The sequence below is a fragment of the Hyalangium minutum genome (assembly GCF_000737315.1).
In the GTDB taxonomy this organism is placed as follows: domain Bacteria; phylum Myxococcota; class Myxococcia; order Myxococcales; family Myxococcaceae; genus Hyalangium; species Hyalangium minutum.
The window spans coordinates 461,231-479,388 of record NZ_JMCB01000006.1; the positions used below are offsets into that span (position 1 = coordinate 461,231).

The 18,158-nt window shown below is 69.1% G+C and carries 17 protein-coding genes; 6 read left to right on the top strand and 11 right to left on the bottom strand.

What is annotated here, in order from left to right; translation table 11 throughout:
• The first annotated feature begins 5 nt into the window (after nucleotides 1–5).
• The 5 genes from DB31_RS45980 to DB31_RS17400 all read left to right on the top strand — a co-directional run bounded on the left by DB31_RS45980 (nucleotide 6) and on the right by DB31_RS17400 (nucleotide 5,135).
• A complete protein-coding gene (locus tag DB31_RS45980) occupies nucleotides 6–2,072 on the top strand; it encodes a PAS domain-containing sensor histidine kinase (protein WP_063769235.1) in 2,067 nt (688 codons plus the stop codon).
• A gap of 41 nt (nucleotides 2,073–2,113) precedes the next feature.
• Nucleotides 2,114–2,533, top strand: coding sequence for a GNAT family N-acetyltransferase (locus DB31_RS17385; protein WP_240486741.1), 420 nt, complete (start codon nucleotides 2,114–2,116; stop codon nucleotides 2,531–2,533).
• A gap of 186 nt (nucleotides 2,534–2,719) precedes the next feature.
• Nucleotides 2,720–3,613 (top strand): S1C family serine protease, encoded by an 894-nt coding sequence (locus DB31_RS17390; protein ID WP_044188909.1) that lies wholly within the window; start codon nucleotides 2,720–2,722, stop codon nucleotides 3,611–3,613.
• A gap of 29 nt (nucleotides 3,614–3,642) precedes the next feature.
• Complete coding sequence (locus DB31_RS17395) at nucleotides 3,643–4,554, top strand: S1C family serine protease (RefSeq protein ID WP_044188912.1); 912 nt, start codon at nucleotides 3,643–3,645, stop codon at nucleotides 4,552–4,554.
• A 107-nt stretch (nucleotides 4,555–4,661) separates the two neighbouring features.
• Nucleotides 4,662–5,135: a hypothetical protein gene (locus tag DB31_RS17400; protein WP_044188915.1), complete on the top strand. Its 474-nt coding sequence runs from the start codon at nucleotides 4,662–4,664 to the stop codon at nucleotides 5,133–5,135.
• Here DB31_RS17400 and DB31_RS17405 read toward each other — a convergent pair.
• From DB31_RS17405 to DB31_RS17430, 7 genes are all read right to left on the bottom strand, one after another.
• A complete protein-coding gene (locus DB31_RS17405) occupies nucleotides 5,132–5,617 on the bottom strand; it encodes a GNAT family N-acetyltransferase (protein ID WP_044188917.1) in 486 nt (161 codons plus the stop codon). The two genes, DB31_RS17400 and DB31_RS17405, sit on opposite strands and share 4 nt — an antisense overlap.
• A 78-nt stretch (nucleotides 5,618–5,695) precedes the next feature.
• Entirely contained in the window at nucleotides 5,696–6,286 is a 591-nt protein-coding gene (locus DB31_RS17410) for a thioredoxin family protein (protein ID WP_044188920.1), read from the bottom strand.
• An 87-nt stretch (nucleotides 6,287–6,373) separates the two neighbouring features.
• Nucleotides 6,374–8,617, bottom strand: coding sequence for a protein-disulfide reductase DsbD family protein (locus DB31_RS17415; RefSeq protein WP_044188922.1), 2,244 nt, complete (start codon nucleotides 8,615–8,617; stop codon nucleotides 6,374–6,376).
• Nucleotides 8,618–8,752: 135 nt separating this feature from the next.
• Nucleotides 8,753–9,553 (bottom strand): hypothetical protein, encoded by an 801-nt coding sequence (locus DB31_RS17420; RefSeq protein WP_044188924.1) that lies wholly within the window; start codon nucleotides 9,551–9,553, stop codon nucleotides 8,753–8,755.
• Between the two features lie 3 nt (nucleotides 9,554–9,556).
• Nucleotides 9,557–10,801, bottom strand: a complete 1,245-nt coding sequence (locus tag DB31_RS17425) for a vWA domain-containing protein (protein ID WP_044188926.1) — start codon at nucleotides 10,799–10,801, stop codon at nucleotides 9,557–9,559.
• Between the two features lie 227 nt (nucleotides 10,802–11,028).
• Entirely contained in the window at nucleotides 11,029–11,190 is a 162-nt protein-coding gene (locus DB31_RS49625) for a hypothetical protein (protein ID WP_169787062.1), read from the bottom strand.
• A 254-nt stretch (nucleotides 11,191–11,444) separates the two neighbouring features.
• Entirely contained in the window at nucleotides 11,445–12,809 is a 1,365-nt protein-coding gene (locus DB31_RS17430) for an SPOR domain-containing protein (RefSeq protein ID WP_044188928.1), read from the bottom strand.
• Between the two features lie 216 nt (nucleotides 12,810–13,025).
• On the opposite strand from DB31_RS17430, the gene DB31_RS17435 reads away from it, so the two are divergent.
• A complete protein-coding gene (locus DB31_RS17435; RefSeq protein ID WP_044188930.1) occupies nucleotides 13,026–15,188 on the top strand; it encodes a (Fe-S)-binding protein in 2,163 nt (720 codons plus the stop codon).
• A 24-nt stretch (nucleotides 15,189–15,212) separates the two neighbouring features.
• On the opposite strand, the gene DB31_RS17440 is transcribed toward DB31_RS17435, so the two are convergent.
• The 4 genes from DB31_RS17440 to DB31_RS17455 form a co-directional block, all read right to left on the bottom strand.
• Entirely contained in the window at nucleotides 15,213–15,827 is a 615-nt protein-coding gene (locus DB31_RS17440; RefSeq protein ID WP_044188933.1) for a hypothetical protein, read from the bottom strand.
• A gap of 148 nt (nucleotides 15,828–15,975) precedes the next feature.
• Nucleotides 15,976–16,470: an ankyrin repeat domain-containing protein gene (locus DB31_RS17445; protein ID WP_044188936.1), complete on the bottom strand. Its 495-nt coding sequence runs from the start codon at nucleotides 16,468–16,470 to the stop codon at nucleotides 15,976–15,978.
• A 68-nt stretch (nucleotides 16,471–16,538) separates the two neighbouring features.
• Nucleotides 16,539–17,495 carry a TolB family protein gene (locus DB31_RS17450; protein ID WP_240486742.1) on the bottom strand — a complete coding sequence of 319 codons (957 nt, stop codon included), beginning with the start codon at nucleotides 17,493–17,495 and terminating at the stop codon, nucleotides 16,539–16,541.
• Nucleotides 17,496–17,600: 105 nt separating this feature from the next.
• Nucleotides 17,601–18,128: a non-proteolytic archaemetzincin-like protein gene (locus tag DB31_RS17455; RefSeq protein WP_044188942.1), complete on the bottom strand. Its 528-nt coding sequence runs from the start codon at nucleotides 18,126–18,128 to the stop codon at nucleotides 17,601–17,603.
• Nucleotides 18,129–18,158: the final 30 nt, after the last annotated feature.

The window sequence follows — 18,158 nt, forward strand, 5'->3', positions numbered from 1 at the left end:
AGCCCGTGCCCTCCTCCTCTTCTGGCGATCCCCTGCTCCACGCGCTTTGGGAACTCCAGGCCGACGTCCTCCACGGAGGGGCCATCCAGTCCTCGCTCGAGCGATGGCTCACACTGCTGCTGGCGGAGGTGGGCGGTGAGCACGGCGTTCTCGGCGTGGAGCTTCCGGGGCCCGGTGCAACGAGGCGGCTCCAGCTCGTGGCCTCCACGCCCCCCGACTTGGTGAAAGTCATCTGGGAGGTGGCCTTGCTGCGGCTGGCCGAAGCTCCCGAGCTCCGGAGCCTCCAGTCCCTGGTGCACCTGGTGCTCTCGACGCGTCAGCCCGTGTCCGCCGAGGGCCCTGGGGAGCCATTGCCGCGCTTCGTTCGGGTGCTGCCTCTCGAATGCGAGCAGATGAGGGGCTTCGTGGGCTTCAGCCAGAGCCTGGGGGATGTCCCCTCCAAGACTCCGGAGTCCTTCCAATTGCTGCTGGACGTGGGCACCAGCCTCTTGCACAGCTGGCATGAGGAGCATCCTCCTCTGCCCCTCAACGAGTGGGGAGAGCTGGAGCAACTGCGACAGACGCTGGCGAGCGTGCAAGAGGAGGTGTGGTCCCTGGACGGCCCCACGGGGACACTGCGGGTGAGCCGCCGCTGGCGGGAGAGCCTCGGGTACACCGAGGACGAGGCGCCCCGCACCATCCCAGCGTGGCAGGCGCTCTGCCACCCTGAAGACTTGCCTCGCATCGAGCGCAGCTTCCAGGAGCACGCGACGGGCTCCACACCCTATGCCGAGTTCGAGTACCGCGCGCGAGGCAAGGATGGCGAGTGGGGCTGGCTGCGCAGCCGGGCGCGGGTGGCGGCGAGGGACGCGCAGGGGCAGCCGATCCGCCTGGTGGGCACCGACACGGACCTCACGGCCCTGAAGCGGAGCGAGGAGCGCTTGAGCGCCCTGCTCCAGGCGGTCCCGGACCTCATCTTCCGGCAGCACGTGGACGGCACGTTCCTGGACTTCAGCTGCAGCACCACCGAGGAGACCTTTCTGCGGCCCGAGGACTTCGTGGGCCGGAACATCCGGGACCTGGCGATGCCTCAGCACCTGATCGACACGACGTTCACGAACATCGAGAAGGTGCTCCGGGAGGGCCTGTTGGCCGTCTACGACTATGAGATGGACCTGCCGCACGGGCGCCAGAGCTACGAGGCGCGCATGGTCCGCAGCGGCCCGGACGAGGTGGTGAGCATCATCCGCAACGTGACCGAGCGGCGGCTGGTGGAGCAGCGGCAGGCCCAGCTCATCCAGGCCGAGAAGCTGGCCTCGCTGGGGCAGATGGCAGCGGGGCTCGCGCACGAGATCAACAACCCGGTGAGCTATGTGACGAGCACCCTGCGGGCGCTCGATGAATACGTGGTGGCCGTGGGCCCGCTGCTGCGGATGTTGAGCGAGTGGCTGGCGGTGCCGGGGACTGCGCCGCGCACGGTGACGGGGGAGCAGCTCGCGCGCATGCGCCAACTGTGGGAGCAGGGGGACGTGGACGAGCTGATCGCGGCCATGCCGGAGTTGCTGCAGGAGTCGCTGACGGGCACCCAGCGCATCAAGGAGATTGCCCAGAGCCTGCGGGTGTTCGCCCGCGAGGACGATGGCCAGGTCCAGACGGTGGATCTGAACGAGGAGCTGGAGTCCACGCTGCGGATGGTGGGCAACGAGCTCAAGTACAAGTGCGAGGTGAAGCGGGACTTCGAGGCGTTGCCCCTCATCACGTGTTCGCCCACGCAGATCGTCCAGGTGTTCACCAACCTGCTCCTGAACGCGGCTCAGGCCATCGAGACGCGGGGGGAAATTCGCATCCGCACGCGGCAGAAGGACCAGGAGGTGGTGGTGGAGGTCTCCGACACGGGCAAGGGGATGACGGCGGAGACGCTCTCCAAGCTGTTCACACCGTTCTTCACCACCAAGCCGCGGGGACAGGGAACGGGGCTGGGGCTGTCCATCAGCCGTGACATCGTCACGCGGCAGGGAGGCCGCATCGAGGTGCGGAGCGAGCCTGGCAAGGGCAGCACCTTCACGGTGTATCTGCCCATCACGCCGCTGTGATTCGGATCATCCCAGCCACACAGCCTTCCGAGGTGGCGCAGGTGAAGGCACTGGTTCTCGAGTACGTGGAGGGGCTCGGGCTAGACCTGAGCTTCCAGGACATCGAGGCGGAGCTGCACGAGTTCCCAGGCGAGTACGCACCGCCGGAGGGCCGTCTGCTGCTGGCCATGAGCGGGGAAGAGGCTGCGGGGTGTGTCGGCCTGCGCCCGCTGGAGCCGGACGTCTGTGAGATGAAGCGGCTGTACGTGCAGCCTCGCTACCGGGGGCACGGGTTGGGGGCACAGCTCGCGCGGGCGGTGATCACCGAGGCCCGTGCGATGGGTTATGCGGCAATGCGGCTAGACACGCTCCCGTCGATGACGTCGGCCATCGGCATGTACCGGGAGCTGGGCTTCCAGCTCATCGTCCCGTACTACCGGAACCCCATCGAGGGTGCGCTGTTCTTCGAGCTGAAGTTGTAGCCCGGAATAGGCAGATTCCCGACTCCCCGAAAGCATGAATCCCCTCCCCGCTGGGAGAGGAATTCCGGGCGCGGACTGCCTGGATGGGGAGGCCTCCTGCCTGAATGGGTAGGTGCCCAGCCTGACCGTCTCGCCGATGTGGCGCGCTCCCGGGGCCTTTACCTTCTGGCCCAGAAAGGAAACGCCATGTCCGACCTGCTCTCCCTCTCCCAGTCCATCGCCTCCCTTGTCGAGCGCGTTGCTCCCTCCATCGTTCGTGTCGAGGCCCGCCGCCGCCATGGCGCCACCGGCATCATCTGGAGCGCGGAAGGCCACATCCTCACCACCAGCCACGCCGTCGAGCGCGAGGAGCAAATTCAGCTCACCCTCCCCGATGGCCGCACCACTCCTGCCGAGATCGTCGGCCGCGACCCGAGCACCGATCTCGCCCTCCTCAAGACCGAAACCTCGGGCCTCACTCCGCTCACCCCTGCTCCGCTGGACGGCGTGAAGGTGGGTCACCTCGTGCTCGCCGTGGGCCACCCCGGCCGCACCACCCGTGCCACCCTGGGAATTGTCAGCGCTCTCGGCGATGAGTGGCGCACCCACGCCGGTGGCCGCGTCGACCGCTACCTGGAGACTGACGCGGACCTGCCCCCTGGCTTCTCCGGTGGCCCGTTGCTCGATGCCCAGGGCCGCTTCCTCGGCCTGCTCACCGCCGCGTTCTCCCGCACCGCCGCCGTCGTCATCCCCGGCGCCACCCTCACCCGCGTGGTGAACACCCTCAAGGAGCACGGCGGTGTCCGCCGGGGCTACCTCGGCGTGGGCGCCTACCCCGTACGCCTCCCCCAGCACCTCTGGGCCAAGGCGGGTGCGGAAACAGGCCTCATCTTCCTCTCCGTGGACCCCGACGGCCCCGCCTACCGCGCCGGCTTGCTGATGGGTGACGTGCTGGTGAACCTCGGCGGCCGCACCCTGGAGGGCGTGGAGGATCTGCTCGGCTACCTCGCCGAAGAGAAGGTGGGCACCGCCGTCCAGGCCAAAGTGCTGCGGGCCGGCGAGGTGCGTGAAGTGTCTCTCACCGTCGGGAAGCGCTCGTGACAGCGCGCAGCACTCGGAAAGGACAGCCCATGAACCTGCTGCAGCAATTCTCGGATGATCTCGAAGGGCTCGTCGCCCGCGCCTCCCCCGCCGTCGTGGGTGTGGAGCACGGTCGTGGCCACGGCACCGGTCTCTTCCTCACCCCCGATGGCTACGTGCTCACCAACCGCCACGTCGTGCGCAACTCGCGCAAACAGACCATCACCCTCTCCACGGGCGAGGAGCGCAAGGCCACCTTCGTCGGCGGAGACGCCCCCACGGACCTCGCCGTGCTGCGCGCCGAGGGCTCTGACTTCCCCACCCTCCCCCTGGCCGATCCCAAGGACGTGCGCATGGGGCAGCTCGTGGTGGCCATCGGCAACCCGTTCCGTCTGGAGCAGTCCGTGTCCCTCGGCGTGGTGAGCGCCATCAACCGCAGCATCACGCTGCCCGACGGCACAGTGCTGGAGGGCATGCTCCAGACGGATGCCGCCATCAACCCCGGCAACTCGGGCGGGCCGCTGCTCAACACCCGAGGCCAGGTGGTGGGGCTCAACACGCTCGTGTTGCCGTACGCGCAGGGCATCGGGTTCGCCGTCAGCGCCACCACGGCGGCCTGGGTCGCCAGCCTCCTCATCCAGCGCGGCAAGGTGGAGCGCCGCTACCTCGGCGTGGCCGCCCGCGCGGTGCTCCTCGAGCCCCGAGAGGCCAAGGACGCGGGCCAGCCTCGCGGCGTGCTCGTCCTCAAGGTGCAGGAGGGCACTCCCGCTGAAGAGGCCGGCCTCCAGCCGGAGGATCTGCTGCTGGGCATCAACGAGCACCCCGTGGGCAGCGTGGACGACGTGCAGCGCCTGATGGCCCTGTCCGTGGATCCGCACGTGAAGATGGACGTGCTGCGCAAGGGCCGCCGCCGCGAGCTCTCCGCCTACATCTTCTGGCGCAAGGAGCACGCGGCCGCGTAGTCCTCCCAAGAGGAGGCCCATGCTCACCTGTTCGGAAATGTCGGGACTTTGGGAGGGAGAGGCTCCGCACTAGAAAGAGGCCCCCTCTTCCTGGAGCCTCACCCGTGATGAAGCCTGCCTTCGCCGTTCGTCTGTGCGCCGTCCTCTCCCTGTCGCTCGCCGCAGGGTGCCTATACGAGCAGCGCCCCTACAACTTCACCGCGCCTCAAGGGCCTGAGGCTCCCATCGACACGCTCGTCCGGGCCCTGGCCACCGAGGGCGTCCAGCCCGCCATCGTCTCCCCCGAGCTGGGCATCGTCCACACGCGCTGGGACAACCAGGGCATCTGCTACATGCCCGATGGCGCCGAGGGCTCGCTGCTGCGCCGCTTCACCAGCGCCGTGGCTCCCTCCGCATCCTCGGGCAACACCGTCACGGTGCGCGCGGACGTGCAGTGCTGCCGCCACGCCATGGTCAGCCCCGATGGAGCCAGTGTGATGGGCACCTGCGCCACCCTGCCCGCCATCTACGAGTCGCACCAGCGTGAGGTGGATCAGCTCGGCTCCGCGCTCCAGAACGCCATGGCGCGCTCGGCCCGCTAGTCCCCGCCGGGCTGCTCCCATTCCAGGGTGCTCGGGTTGGGAGCAAAGCCCACGGACTCGTAGAGCGGGCGGCCGTCCTCCGACGCGTGCATCCACAGCCGGCCGGCGCCGAGCCCCCGAGCGAACTCCATCAACTCCGAGAGCAGCCTCCGGGAGATGCCCCGCCGCCGCCACTCGGGCTCTGTGTAGATGTTGAGGATGTAGGCCTCCAGGCCCGTCAGGTTCGTGGGCGCGGGCGGCCGCTCGAACAGGGTGAGCCCGGCACACGCCACCGCCCCATCCCCCACGTACGCGAGCCACACGTGGAACCGTCCCTCGGGCAGCGCGTCCTCGAGGTACCGCCGCGTCACGTTGACCCACGCCGCCTGCTCGCTGTCGGTCTCGAACTCGCTCAGCTCCAGCATCAGCGCCAGTCTCAGGCGCAGCACCTCTTCGAGTTCTCCGAGCCCCGCCTTGCGGAGAATCCACTCTCCCTGGGACATACGCGCCTCCTCCCCCAGCTGCAAAGAGGGCCCCCGTGACAAACGGAGGCCCTCGGACACCTCGCGGTGCGAACCTGTTCAGCTCTTGTACTTCACGCTGCAGCCATACGGCTCGGTGGTGGCGGCCGGCACCGGCTTGCCGTTGATCAGCGCGTCCACGGCGGTCTTCACGTGGTTGACGGGGGTGACGTTCTTGCCGCGCGGATCATCGTCAATCGCCCCGGCGTACTGGAGCACGCCCTTCTCGTCGATGACGTACATGTGCGGCGTCGTCTTCGCGCCGTAGGCATGGCCCACCTTGCCGTCCGCGTCCTGCAGCACGGGATAGGTGAAGGCCTCCTCCTTCTTGAACGCCGCGGACTTGTCCGGCGTGTTGTGCGCGGTGGAGTTCACGGCCAGCCACACCACCTTCTTGGCATCGAAGCCCTTCAGGGTGTTCTGCATGGTGTCGACCTTGTAGTGACGCTGGACGAAGGGGCACTCGGGGTTGGTCCACTCGAGCACCACAATCTTCCCCTGGTACTGCGCCAACGAGTGCTCCTTGCCCGTCTCGTCCTTCAGGGTGAAGGCGGGGGCGGGCTTGCCTACCTCGGCGCCGTCCGCGGCAAAGGCGGGAACAGCCACGCCCAGCGTGGCGGTGAGTGCAAGGGCAGTGAGAACACGCTTCATGACGTCATCTCCTGGTCTGCGGTGTAGAGGCGAGAGCAGTGCCCTCGCCCAAGGGAAATTGCTGCCGCTCGGATGCGCGAGCCGCGCTCACGTCGCATCCGCCACGGGCCCGGCCGCCCGCTGCACGGCCTGGATGACGAGGTCCGAGGTGAGCAGCTCGGGAAGCACCTCGGGCTTGTCGGGCGTCGAGGGGCTGATGACGAGGTACATGGGCACCCCAGCGCGGCCATGCTCGCCCAGCTTGGCGGAGATGCGCGCATCCCGGCGGGTCCAATCCGCCACGAAGAACGCCACCTGGTGCTGAGTGAAGGCCGCGCGCACATCCTCGCGCGTCAGCACGGTGCGCTCGTTGAACTTGCAGGTGAGGCACCAGTCCGCGGTGAAGTCGATGAACACCGGCTGACCGGCCTTGAGCGCGGCAGCCACCGCGGCCTCATCCCACGGCTGAGCCTCCGACACGGTGGAGGCGCGCGCGGCGGGAGCCGTCCCATCGAAGCGCAGGGTGAACCCTCCCGTGGCCACCAGCACGAGCACCGCGGCGGCAACGCGAACGACCTTCCGTGTCCCCTCGGCGGCCTGCGCCAGCCCGTACAGCCACGCGCCCAGGCCCACGGCGACGAGGAACGCGAGCAGCCGCGCCATGCCGTCCACTCCGGCCAGCCCGCCCACCACCCACACGAGCCACACGGCGGTGCCCAGCAGCGCGAAGCCCAGCAGTTGCTTGGCGCGCTCCATCCACACGCCCGGCTTCGGCAGCCGCTTCGACAGACCCGGCACCATGACGAGCGCGCAGAACGGCAGCGCCAGCCCCAAGCCGAGCGCGGTGAAGATGGCCAGCACCGTGAAGGGGCCCGCCGCGAAGGCGAAGCCCACCGCCGTGCCCATCATCGGCGCCGAGCATGGCGTCGCGAGCACCACCGCCAGCACGCCCTCGCCCACGCTGCGAGCCACGCCGCTCGACGCATCCACCTTGCTGGACAGCGCCGTGCCGTCCGTGCCCACGCTGAACACGCCGAACAGGTTGAGCGCGAACGCCACGAGCACCGCGCACACGGCGGCAACGAAGAGCGGCTCCTGGAACTGGAAGCCCCAGCCCACGCTGTGCCCACCCGCGCGCACCGCGAGCACCACGCCGGCCAGCAGCAGCATCGTCCCGATGATGCCGCCCGTGTAGCCGAGTGCGTGCACGCCCACGTGCTTCCGGTCCTCCTGCGCCATGCGTGTGAAGCCATAGGCCTTGAGCGCCAGCACAGGGAACACGCAGGGCATGAGGTTGAGGATGGCGCCTCCGAGGAACGCGAACACCAGCGCCAGGCCCAGGGACACGCCGCCCTCGCCCGCGGGCATCACCGTCTGAATCTGCGCGGCCGCGGCGGACGGATTGAAAGGGGCGACCTTGGCCACCGGCTTCGGAGCCACCGCCACGGCCTCCACGGACGCGAGCGGCAGATCCACTTCCAGCGCCTGATAGCCCGTCTGCGCCGTTCCGAGCCGCAGCACGCCCTTGAAGCGCGGCTCCTCCTTGGGCGCGTTGGGCGCGGCATCTCCCTTCAACTGGAAGCGGCCCGGAGACTCCAGCGTCAGGCCCATGCGGGTGATGCCCTTGATGCGCTCGGGGATGAAGAAGTCCGGCTCCACGGCGGAGAGGACCTTCCCATCACTCGCCGAGACCGTGACGGTGCCCGTGAACGGCTGCCCGGTCTTCAGCGTCTGCGCATCGAGCTTGAGCGCCACCGTGTGCCCCGTGGCCTCGGGAGCGCGCGGCACCTGGGCCTGGGCTGCATCGAACAGAGCCGTGGACTCCGCATCTCGCACCGTCTCCGCGCCCACCGGCAGCGTGCGCGAGAGGAGGATCTCCGCCGGGACGCAGCGGTGCTCGCACACCAGCGCGTCCACCGCGGCCGACAGCGTCAAGTTCCCCGAGGCCTGCTCTGAGGCGCGGGCCTCGGCGAAGAGGAGCACCTCGCCCTTGTAGCCATGGCTGACGATGAAGCCGTCCGGGGAGCGGAACGTCGACGGGAAGGGCCAGCGCAGCTCGCCCACGGTGACGCCGGGCGCATCCCACGACACGTCCGTGGACAGGCCCGCGTCCCCCGGGTTCTTCCAATAGGTGTACCAGCCCGGATCCATCTGGAAGCGCACGCCCACGCGGAACGTGTCGCCCGGCTTCACCTGGGAGGCATCCACCAGCAGCGTCGCTTCCAGGCGCGGGTTGCCCTCGTCGTTCGCACCGGTGCCCTTGGCGGCCGCCTGCGGCTCCGCCCACGCCACGGCGGATGCCACCAGCACACACACCAGCACTGCCCACCTGGATGACCGCATACCCGTCATGCGCCTCCCGTTAACCCGCCTGACCGAGGACCGCCACTCCCAATGTCCGGCTCCTCTCAACCTGCCGGGCGGGCAGGCATTCCCTGTCATGGCAGGTGACACGACGCGGCGAAAAGTTTCAGCCCTGCCGGGGGATCAACGCCCGCGGCTGCTGAAAAGCTCCTCGAGCGCCTTGAGCTGGGTACTGTTCGAGCGCCCCTGGAGTGCCGAGGCGCACACGGTCTTCAGCCGGGCGAGCACGCGGTAGGCCGTGGCGCGGGCCATGCCCTGCTCCCTCGCCCAATCCTCGACAGTGCCCTCGTCCAGCAAGAGGTGGCGCAGCAGCTCACGCTCCTGGGGCTTGAGCACCTCCAGGAGCTTGCGGGCCAGGCGCTGCGCATCCATGCGGCGGCGGAGCGCCTCGGGCGGATCATGCAGCCCGCTGTCCTCGCTTCGAAGCTCGGGAACCTCCGGGGAGTAGCGGCGCAGCAGCTCGCGCACGGCCTCGGCGGGGGTGGGCCACCGGAGCAGCTCGGCCGCGTAGGCGCGGAGGGCCTCCTCGACGAGCGCCCGGCTGAAGCGCTCGCCGTGCGTGAGCAGCGAGGGCCAGGGCGCGGACTTGGGCACCTCTCCCGAGCCCCGGGCGAGCACGTCACGCACGTGGGCCCCCAGCGCATGCGCCACCTCGTGGCCATCGCGCCCATCCGCCACCACCTGACGGAAGCGGTGGCGCAGGGCCCGTCCGAGCGCCTCGTCATCCATCGCGAGCAGCTCACGCCGGCGGGTGGCCTGGAGGATGTGGCGCTCGAAGAAGAGCCCGAGCAGACCGTCAACCAGCTCTCCGGGGACGGCGCCGGCCAGCAGCGTGCGCAGGGCGGCGAAGGCCGGCTCGGAGAAGACGCCGCTGGCCTCGAACTCGCGCAGCGCCTCGCGCACGGTGGCCAGCGACGAGGCCATGCTTCAGTGCTCCACCTTCTTCTTCGGATTGATGGGGATGCGGATCACCTGGCTGAGCGAGGTGCGCGCACCCTCGGCCTTCGCGCGGCGCACCATGAGGGCGGGGAGCTCGGCCACGCGGCGCTCCACGGCGAGCCGCAAGTCCGCCAGCCGCTCCAGGTGGCGGCGCGCGGGCACCTCCTCCACGGAGAGCCGCACCAGCTCATGCAGCGCGGCCTCGGCCTCGTTGAGCGAGCGCCCGGCCCCATCCACATCCCGGCGGGAGAGCGCCTTCCACGCGGCGCCCTCGGCGGCCACCAGGTCCAGCTCCACGCTCACCGCGCGGACCAGCCGGCCCTGCGGGCTGTCCGGGAGCACACGGGTGAGCGGCACGGAGGGCAGGCGCGTATCGCCCCGCTCGATGAAGGAGGCGGTGACGCCCAGGTTCCACTCGGCGGACGCGAGCCGTCCGGTGAAGAGCGCGCGGCGCAGCGAGGCCTGGGACACGGAGCCGAGCGCCACGCTCATGGCATCGCCCTCGACGCGGGCGGGGTAGCGGTGGCGGCAGCGCAGCTCGGTGAAGCCCGAGGGCAGCATGTGGACGCGGGCATCCGAGGCCACCTCACCGAACAGCTCGGTGACGATGCCGGCCACGGTGGTGGGCAGGGCCTCGGCATCATCCGCGTGGGAGAAGCCGGTGCCCGAGGAGGCGGTGAGGGCCTCGAGGATCTCCGGCATATAATGACGGCCCAAGCCGAGCGCGTGCAGCGTGAGCCCGGACTCGGCGACCTTGGAGCCCAGCTGGCGGAAGTCAGAGACAGCGGCCCGGCCCACGGAGGGCTCGCCATCGGTGAGCAGGAGCAGCTTGGGCCGCGCGCCGGGAACGAGCACCCGGCGGAGCGCGGCGGCGCCCAGGTCCACGGCCTCGTAGAGCGCGGTCCCCGAGCCCGTCTCGAGGGCGGAGAGGCTCTCGGCAAGCTCGGTCTTGGCGGCGGGCTCCATGGCGCGCACGGGGAGCACCTGCTCGGGCACGCCATCGAAGGCGAGCAGGCCGATGTAGTCCCGAGGCCCGGCCTGGGCGACGAGGGCCTGCGCGGCCTCGACGGCGGCAACCAGGGGCGCGCCGCGCATGGAGGCCGAACGATCAATCAACAGGTTGACAGCCACTGGGGCGCGCGGGGCATCTGCATCCGCTTCGAGGGTGACGAGGACGGAGACCTCTCTGCCCTGCTCGTTGTCGCGCTCCACCGCCCAGGCCGTCAGCTTCATGCAGTTCCCTCACCGGATGGAGCCTATTGTGCCCCGTTCAGTAATAACGAGGACGGCAGGAGTGCTCGGCGCGTCTCACGCTCGTGCCCAACCCAAGGATTCCGAGAGGTTGCAAACTCTGGTGACGAACCGGGGAACCCCCTGGGGAGCTGCGACCCGGCAACACCGGCCTACCTGAACGACATCGGGAGCCCCCGCGCTGCCGGAAGCCGCGGGGGCACTCGACACTATTCGGGATCCCAACCGCCCCACGACTCTTCACTGTAGGTCCACTGGCGGCCGCCTGCGGTGACGGTCACCGGTTGAACCCCCTCGTTCTCGCCATCGTCTCCGAGGACAACGAAGCCCATGCCATCGTCGTCGAGATACGTCGTGTCGTCGTGCCTCATGCTGCACCTCCGGGCGCTCCGCGACGGCATGCTGGGTAGACGGTGGAGACCACTCGCCCCCCTGCGGACGCCCCCCTGGTTCGGTCCACGGGGACCCGCCCCATGCGGTGCCCCCCCAACGCGTTGACCGATTTACCGGTAGGGTGGGCACGTGCTTCGGACGTGTAAACCCGTTGAGGTGCTCGGCTCCCTGGCACGTCGGGCAGCGCACGGCCGCTCGGCTGCTCCCGTCCGATGCTGGATGCTGAGGTGCTTCAGCAGCCGCAGTCGCAGTTGGGCAGGAAGCTCGTGGCCATCGGCGTGCCGTCCTCGCGCACGAGGGCCATCCGCTGGGAGTCCGATGGAGCCCGCGTGAGCAGCTCCACGGTCCCATCTCCCTCCAGGTCCATCACCGAGACGACGCTCTCGCCGTTGACGTTGGCCAAGAACGCCCCCTGGCCTTCCTCGCTCACGGCCCGCACGCGGGAGACCGAGGCCCCATAGTCCGGCCCTCCACATTCGGTGTGCCCCTCGCCCGTGAGGAACCGGGCAATGGACACCACGAACCGGCGGGGGCCCACGGTGGCCGAGGTCTGCACCCAGGACTCCCGCAGGGGCTCGCCCTGCGCCTTCGCATGGGTCTCTCCCTGCTCGCGGGCCTGGGTGTAGTCGGGCAGGGACTTGAGGGCCGCTTCCTCTGAGGCCTTCAGCGGCGCGGGCAGCTCGCTCTGCAGCGGGAAGTACTTCGGGGCGGGCCGGCTCGCCGGGAGGACGAAGACGGGCGACTCCATGTTCATGGCGCGCGTGCCCACGAGCGAACAGTCCAGCTCAGCCACGGGCCAGGCGTTGCCACAGCCGGGTGCATCCGGCTCCTCGGCCTGCTGGAAGTACCCGAAGTGAGGAATGCCCCGGTTGAGCGAAGCAAACCCCTTCACGCGGCAGCCGGACTTCACCAGCCCTTGCTTGTCGTAGACGTTGAAGGCGTCCCCGGCTTTGAAGGTGCCCGTAGGGTCCTTGGGGAGCGAGGCCATCCAGAAGCCTCGGTCGCCGCCCTGCGGGCGCAGCGCCGCGCCGGGAGTGTCCTGGGGCTCGCTGGAGAGGAGCACGAAGGTCCGAGGGCCGCGCAAGTCCACGAAGCGGGGATCCGCGGCCGTGTCCGGTCGCGCCGCTGCCGCGGCCTGGAGCTGGGCCTGCTCGCGGCAATCCGCCTCGCGCTGCTCCCGGTCCTCCGCGAGCGCCCCCGAGTTCTTCAGGTAGTTCTTCACACCCGCGCCATCCAGCTTCCGGGCGAGGGCCAGCGCCGAGTCCTTGTCCGCGAAGGCTCCGGCGATGACCACCTCGAGACAGGGGCGCAGGGAGGAGAACGGCGTGGAGGACAGCCGCTGCACCTCCGCGGCGAGCCCAGCGGTTCGGATCTTCTCCACGAGTTCCTGACCCTCACCGGGAGTAGGAGAGGAGTGGACGATGACGAGGTACTTCCTGGCGAAGCGGGCCTCGGGAGGCTCGGGAGCGGCGGGGCGCGGGGCCTCAGCCTTAGGAGCCGGCGCGGGAGCCGGCGCGGGAGCGGAGCTTCCACACCCCTTCACCGAGCCGCAGCCCGCCAGGAGGATGAACGCGAACGAGGAAACCCAGGAGCGCATGGCGCCGCCCTGCTTAGCACGAGGCCTGGGCCGCTCCGTGCCGGGTAGCCAACGGTTGCCCCAGGGGCAGGCACACGCCCAGAACGGGCTTCGTTCACCCGAGGCACCTCCGCGCTTGATTCGCGAATCAACCTTGTTAGGTTTGAACTCCCGTGCTTGCCGCGATGCGGCAAGCAGGACACCCGCCGCTCCGGCTGCCACGCGTACCGAGACCCTATGAGCCCCATCATCACAGGCCTGCTCATCGTCGTCGCTGTCTCCTTCTTCATCATGACCATGTCGGGGCGCACAGGCGTCCTGCTGGGCTTGAAGGGGGAGAACCGGCTGGACAACATCCCCTTCCGCATCAATGCGCTGCTGCGCTTCGGCCTCGGCCAGAAGCGCATGGTGGATCCGGAGGAGTTCACGCCGGGAATGATGCACGTGTTCATCTTCGCGGCGTTCCTGGTGCTGCAGGTGCGCAGCCTCATGCTGTTCAGCATGGGCTTCAGCGAGTCGGCGCTGGTGCTCTTCTCGGACCTGTCGCACCCGTTCTGGCTGGAGAACCCGGGGGTGCTCGGCGCGTACCGGGCGTACCTGCTGGTGAAGGACGTGGTGGCGGCGCTGGCGGTGCTGGGCGTGCTGTACTTCTGCTTCCTGCGCGCCAAGGTGAAGCCGGACCGCATGACGCCGTCGTGGGAGGCCTACCTCATCCTGGGCTTCATCGGCGGGCTGATGGTGACGGAGTTCCTGTTCGGCGGCAGCCACATGGTGGAGCAGAACGGCGGCTTCGTGTGGTGGGAGCCCGTCACCAGCACGGTGGGCCTGGGCATGAATGCGCTGGGCCACACGGGTGCCTACGTGCTGGGCCGCATCGGCTTCTGGATGCACCTGAGCATCATCCTGGCGTTCCTGAACTTCCTGCCGCTGGGCAAGCACTTCCACATCATCACCGGCCTGCCGAACGTCTTCTTCCAGCGCACGCGCGCCAGCGGGAAGCTCGGCACGCCGAACCTGGAGAAGGAGGAGTTCGGCACCGCCACGGTGAAGGACCTGACGTGGAAGCAGGGCCTGGACTTGTACTCCTGCACCGAGTGCGGCCGCTGCCAGACGCACTGCCCCACGTACATCACCGGCAAGCCGCTGACGCACAAGGGAGTGAACCAGGACCTGAAGCACTGGATCTGGGACCACGAGCAGTGGGTGGAGGAGGGCTACAGCGCGAGCGGCGTGAAGGAGCCGCTGCCTGAAATCATCGGCTCGGCGCTGAAGGCGGAGACGGTGTGGGCGTGTACGAGCTGCGGCTGGTGCGAGACGGCGTGCCCGGTGTTCATCGAGAACATTCCGCGCCTCATCGACATGCGCCGCTACCAGGTGCAGGTGAAGGCGGAGTTCCCGCAGGAAATCCAGCGCGTCTTCGAGGGCATCGAGCGCCAGGGCAACCCGTGGGGCATCGGCCAGGACCGGCGTGATGAGTGGGCCGAGGATCTGCACCTGCCCACATGGGGCGACGGCGGCGGCCCGTACGAGTACCTGTTCTTCGTGGGCTGCGCGGGCAGCTACGACGACAAGCAGAAGAAGGTGAGCCGGTCGCTGGTGAAGATTCTGCGCGAGGCGGGGGTGAGCTTCGCGACGCTGTCCAAGCAGGAGATGTGCAACGGCGAGACGGCGCGCCGCATGGGCAACGAGTACCTGTACCAGACGATGGCGAAGATGAACGTGGAGGCGTGGAACGGCCTGGGCGTGAAGGCCGTGATTACCCAGTGCCCCCACTGCTTCAACACCATCAAGAACGAGTACCCGGAGTTCGGCGGCGAGTACCGCGTCATCAGCCACACGGAGCTCATCAACGAGCTGCTGAAGGACAAGCGCATCAAGCTGTCTCAGGTGATGAACACGAAGCTGACGTACCACGACCCGTGCTACCTGGGCCGGCACAACGGGGTGTACGATGCGCCGCGCGAGGTGCTCAAGGCCATCCCAGGCCTGGAAGTGGTGGAGATGCAGCGCAGCAAGCGCGAGGGCTTCTGCTGCGGCGCGGGCGGCGGGCGCATGTGGATGGAGGAGCACATCGGCACGCGCATCAACCACAACCGCGTGAACGAGGCCGCGCTGACGCTCCAGCATGCCTCGAACCCGAGCACTCCGTTCCCGGATGCCACGGACAAGCAGAAGCCGGGCATGGTGGGCGACTACAAGGAGAAGGGGGGCTCGGGCGTGGTGGCAGTGGCCTGCCCGTTCTGCTCGACGATGCTCCGCGACGGGGTGAACGACACGGGCCGCGAGGAGAACATCAAGGTCAAGGACATCGCCGAGCTGGTGGCCGACGCCATGGAGACGAAGCCGGGCGGGGCCGCCACGGTGACGCCGGGCCCAGCGGTGCACGCCAAGCCCGAGTAGTGCTGCAGACTCACCGGGCTGGAGCTACTGCTTCTCCAGCTCGGTGATGCGGGCCTCGATGGCCTGGGCCTTGGCCTCGTCCAGGTACTGGAGCAGCTTCCACTCCAGCTCGCCGTCCCGGCTGAAGCTGCGGGTCATCTGCGCGGGCGCCCGGGTGAGGGGCGTGTGGTCCGCCGAGGTTCCGAGGAACTGGTTGAGCTTGATGGGGTCCTCGGCGAACGGGGAGGCGTCTCCCGCGCCACCCACCGTGATGCTGCTCGCCAGGGAGTTCTCACGCGCGCTCATGGCTCCCTTGTCCCCCGTGAAGATCGACTGCCGGAAGATGCGCACGAAGCAGCTGTTGCTGTCGACGCGGTAGCCCTCGGCGTAGATGCGCGACGAGGAGCTGACCACGCGCGAGTCCATGGTGTCGTTGCGCCACTCGGAGACGAGGATGAACGCGTCTCCGCCCTTGCGAGGCGGGTAGCCCGACGCCGCCACGAGGCTGACCACCTGCGGCCACACCTTCTCGATGGGCTGCGCGTACACATGCCGGTGCGCCTGCTCGTAGAGCGCCTGGCGATGACGCTCCGAGGCACAGCCACTCAGGGCCACCATGACGCTCAGCGTCAGGCCCCAACGAACGACACAGGAACTCATGGCGACTCCCTCCAGAACCCAGGTTCAGGGGCGTGCCTGTCAGCTCCATCCGGTTGAAGCCCGCCAGCCCCCAGCACGGCGAGAACGCACCGGGGTGGCGGATATATCGAGCCGCTCCAGCGCCCGGTGCGGACGGTGCGAGCCCGCGCTACTTGCGATTCTTCTCCGCGCGGAACAGCCGGGCCAGCCGCTGGGTGGGACCGTCGTCTCCGAGCTTGCTGGACACCTTGGCGCCCACCTCGGCGAGCTTGCGGCGCCGCTCGCTGTTCAGGAAGCCCTCGTCCTTCTTGGGCTCGGGGGGAGGCCCGGGGGCCACCTCGAAGGGGTTGCTGCCGGAGTTCCGCAGCAGCTGCTGGGCGAGGTCGCGCTCGTCCTCGCGCGCGTGGGGCATGAGCAGCTTGACCACTCCCGGGTGGCCATGGGCGGCGGCGATCACCAGGGCCGTCTCGCCCACGTCGTCGGTGAGGATGGGCTCGGCGCCGCTGGCCAGCAGGGAGCGAACGATGCGCTCGTTGCCTGCCTCGGCGGCCATCATCAGGGGCGTACGGCCGCGGTCGCCCAGGGGATTGGGGTCCTCCCCCGCGTCGAGCAGCGCCTCCACGCGGGCGGCATCACCGGCCATCACGGCATCGAAGAGGGACATCAGCTACCTCCGGGCCGGAGCATCGCGCCTTCTCCCACCGGGCGCCAGGGCCCGGTGCGCCTGCCTGTCTACTGCCCGCCGTAGTCCGGCTCGCCCGCGCTGGGGATCAGCAGCGTGCCGCCACCCAGCGTCGTGGTGGGGAGCGTGACGCTGTAGATGTTCTGCCCGCCACCCGCGGTGGAGAGGAAGCCCACCTGGGTGGTGCTCATCCAGCTGGGGAAGGTGTCCTGCGCGCCCGGCTCACCCTGGTGGTCCGTCACCTTGGTGGGCGCGCTGTAGGGGCTCAGCGGCCCCACGAAGATGCGCGAGCCGCCCGAGGACAGGCGCCCATCCAGCGCGAACTGCTGGCCATTCGGAGAGACCACGGCGCGGTTGAGGACCCACAGCACCTCGTTGCCCAGGTTGTTGGCAATCACCGTGACGGTGCCGGTGAGGCTCACTCGTGAGAGCTGGCTGAGCTGGTTGCTGGTGGAGCCCGAGGGCGCCAGCACACTCTGCCCATCCGGGAAGAACGAGGGCGCACCGAAGGAGGTGCTGGGCTGCTTGGTGAGCGCCTGGAAGCCGCTGCCGTCCGTGTTCACCTTGCCCAGCGCGAAGTTGCCCGCGCCGTTGTTGAACGCGAAGACGATGACGGTGCCCGTGGGGTTGAAGGTGGGGTAGCGGAAGTTGGTGCATCCCCCGCATCCGGTTCCGGAGGCGAGCACCGTGGAGGGCTGGCCGGTGCCCGTCGTGGCCACCGTGCGCAGTTCGAAGCCGGAGCCCGTCTGCTGCACGTAGACGACGCTGCGCCCGCTGCGCGCCACCGCGGGGTTGGAGGCCCCACCGCCAGTGGTGAGCCGCTTCGGGCTGTTGGCGTCGCCCTTGTCGTCCACCACGTAGACGTTGCGGTCCTCGCGCACGAAGACGAAGCCCTTGGTGAACAGCACGTTCCCGCCGCCGCCGCCGCCACCGCCGTCATCGATATCGATGGGCTCACACGCCGCGAGGCCCGCGACCAGCACCAGCGCGCCGACAATCCGACTCATGCGCTTCATAGGCTCCCTGTTCCACTCATTGCGTAGGCGCCCACACTCTGGGCACACGTCCCTTGGACGTCAACGCGCGCGTGGCATTCACTGCCGCAGGAAAACCTACCGGCGAAGCTTGGCCAGCTCGTTGCGGCAGGGATTGCACAGTCCCTGCTGCTTGCGATCGATGTCCCCGGGAGATTGGGCGAGGAACATCACGCAGCGGGAGTCCTCGCAGTAGGACAGGCCCAGCAAGTGCCCCACCTGATTCACGGCCTCCACCTGCACGCGCCGCCGGAGCTGGTCCGCGCTCACGCCGGCACGCAGCTTCGCGGTGCTCACCACGGCGGCATGGGCCTCGCGGTCTGCCTCACCGAACACGAAGGGCGAGTCCGGCACGAATAAATCCACATCCGTGACGCCGAGCACCATGGCCTGGCCAGGCTCCAGCAGCGTCACCAGCCGGCGCAGGATGGCGTTGCAGTGGTACTGGGCGCGGTCCTTGTTGAAGGCGTAGTCCGGGCGGGACAGGACGGCCTTGCTCACCACGGCCGAGAGGCCCAGGTGGGTGGCGAGCGGCTCCTCGAGATCCTTCAGCAGCGTGGGGGGCGGTCCGCCCAGGGAGGCCAGGAGGAGGAGCTTCTGGGGCATCCGCACCACCGTCCTTTGCGCGCATCACCG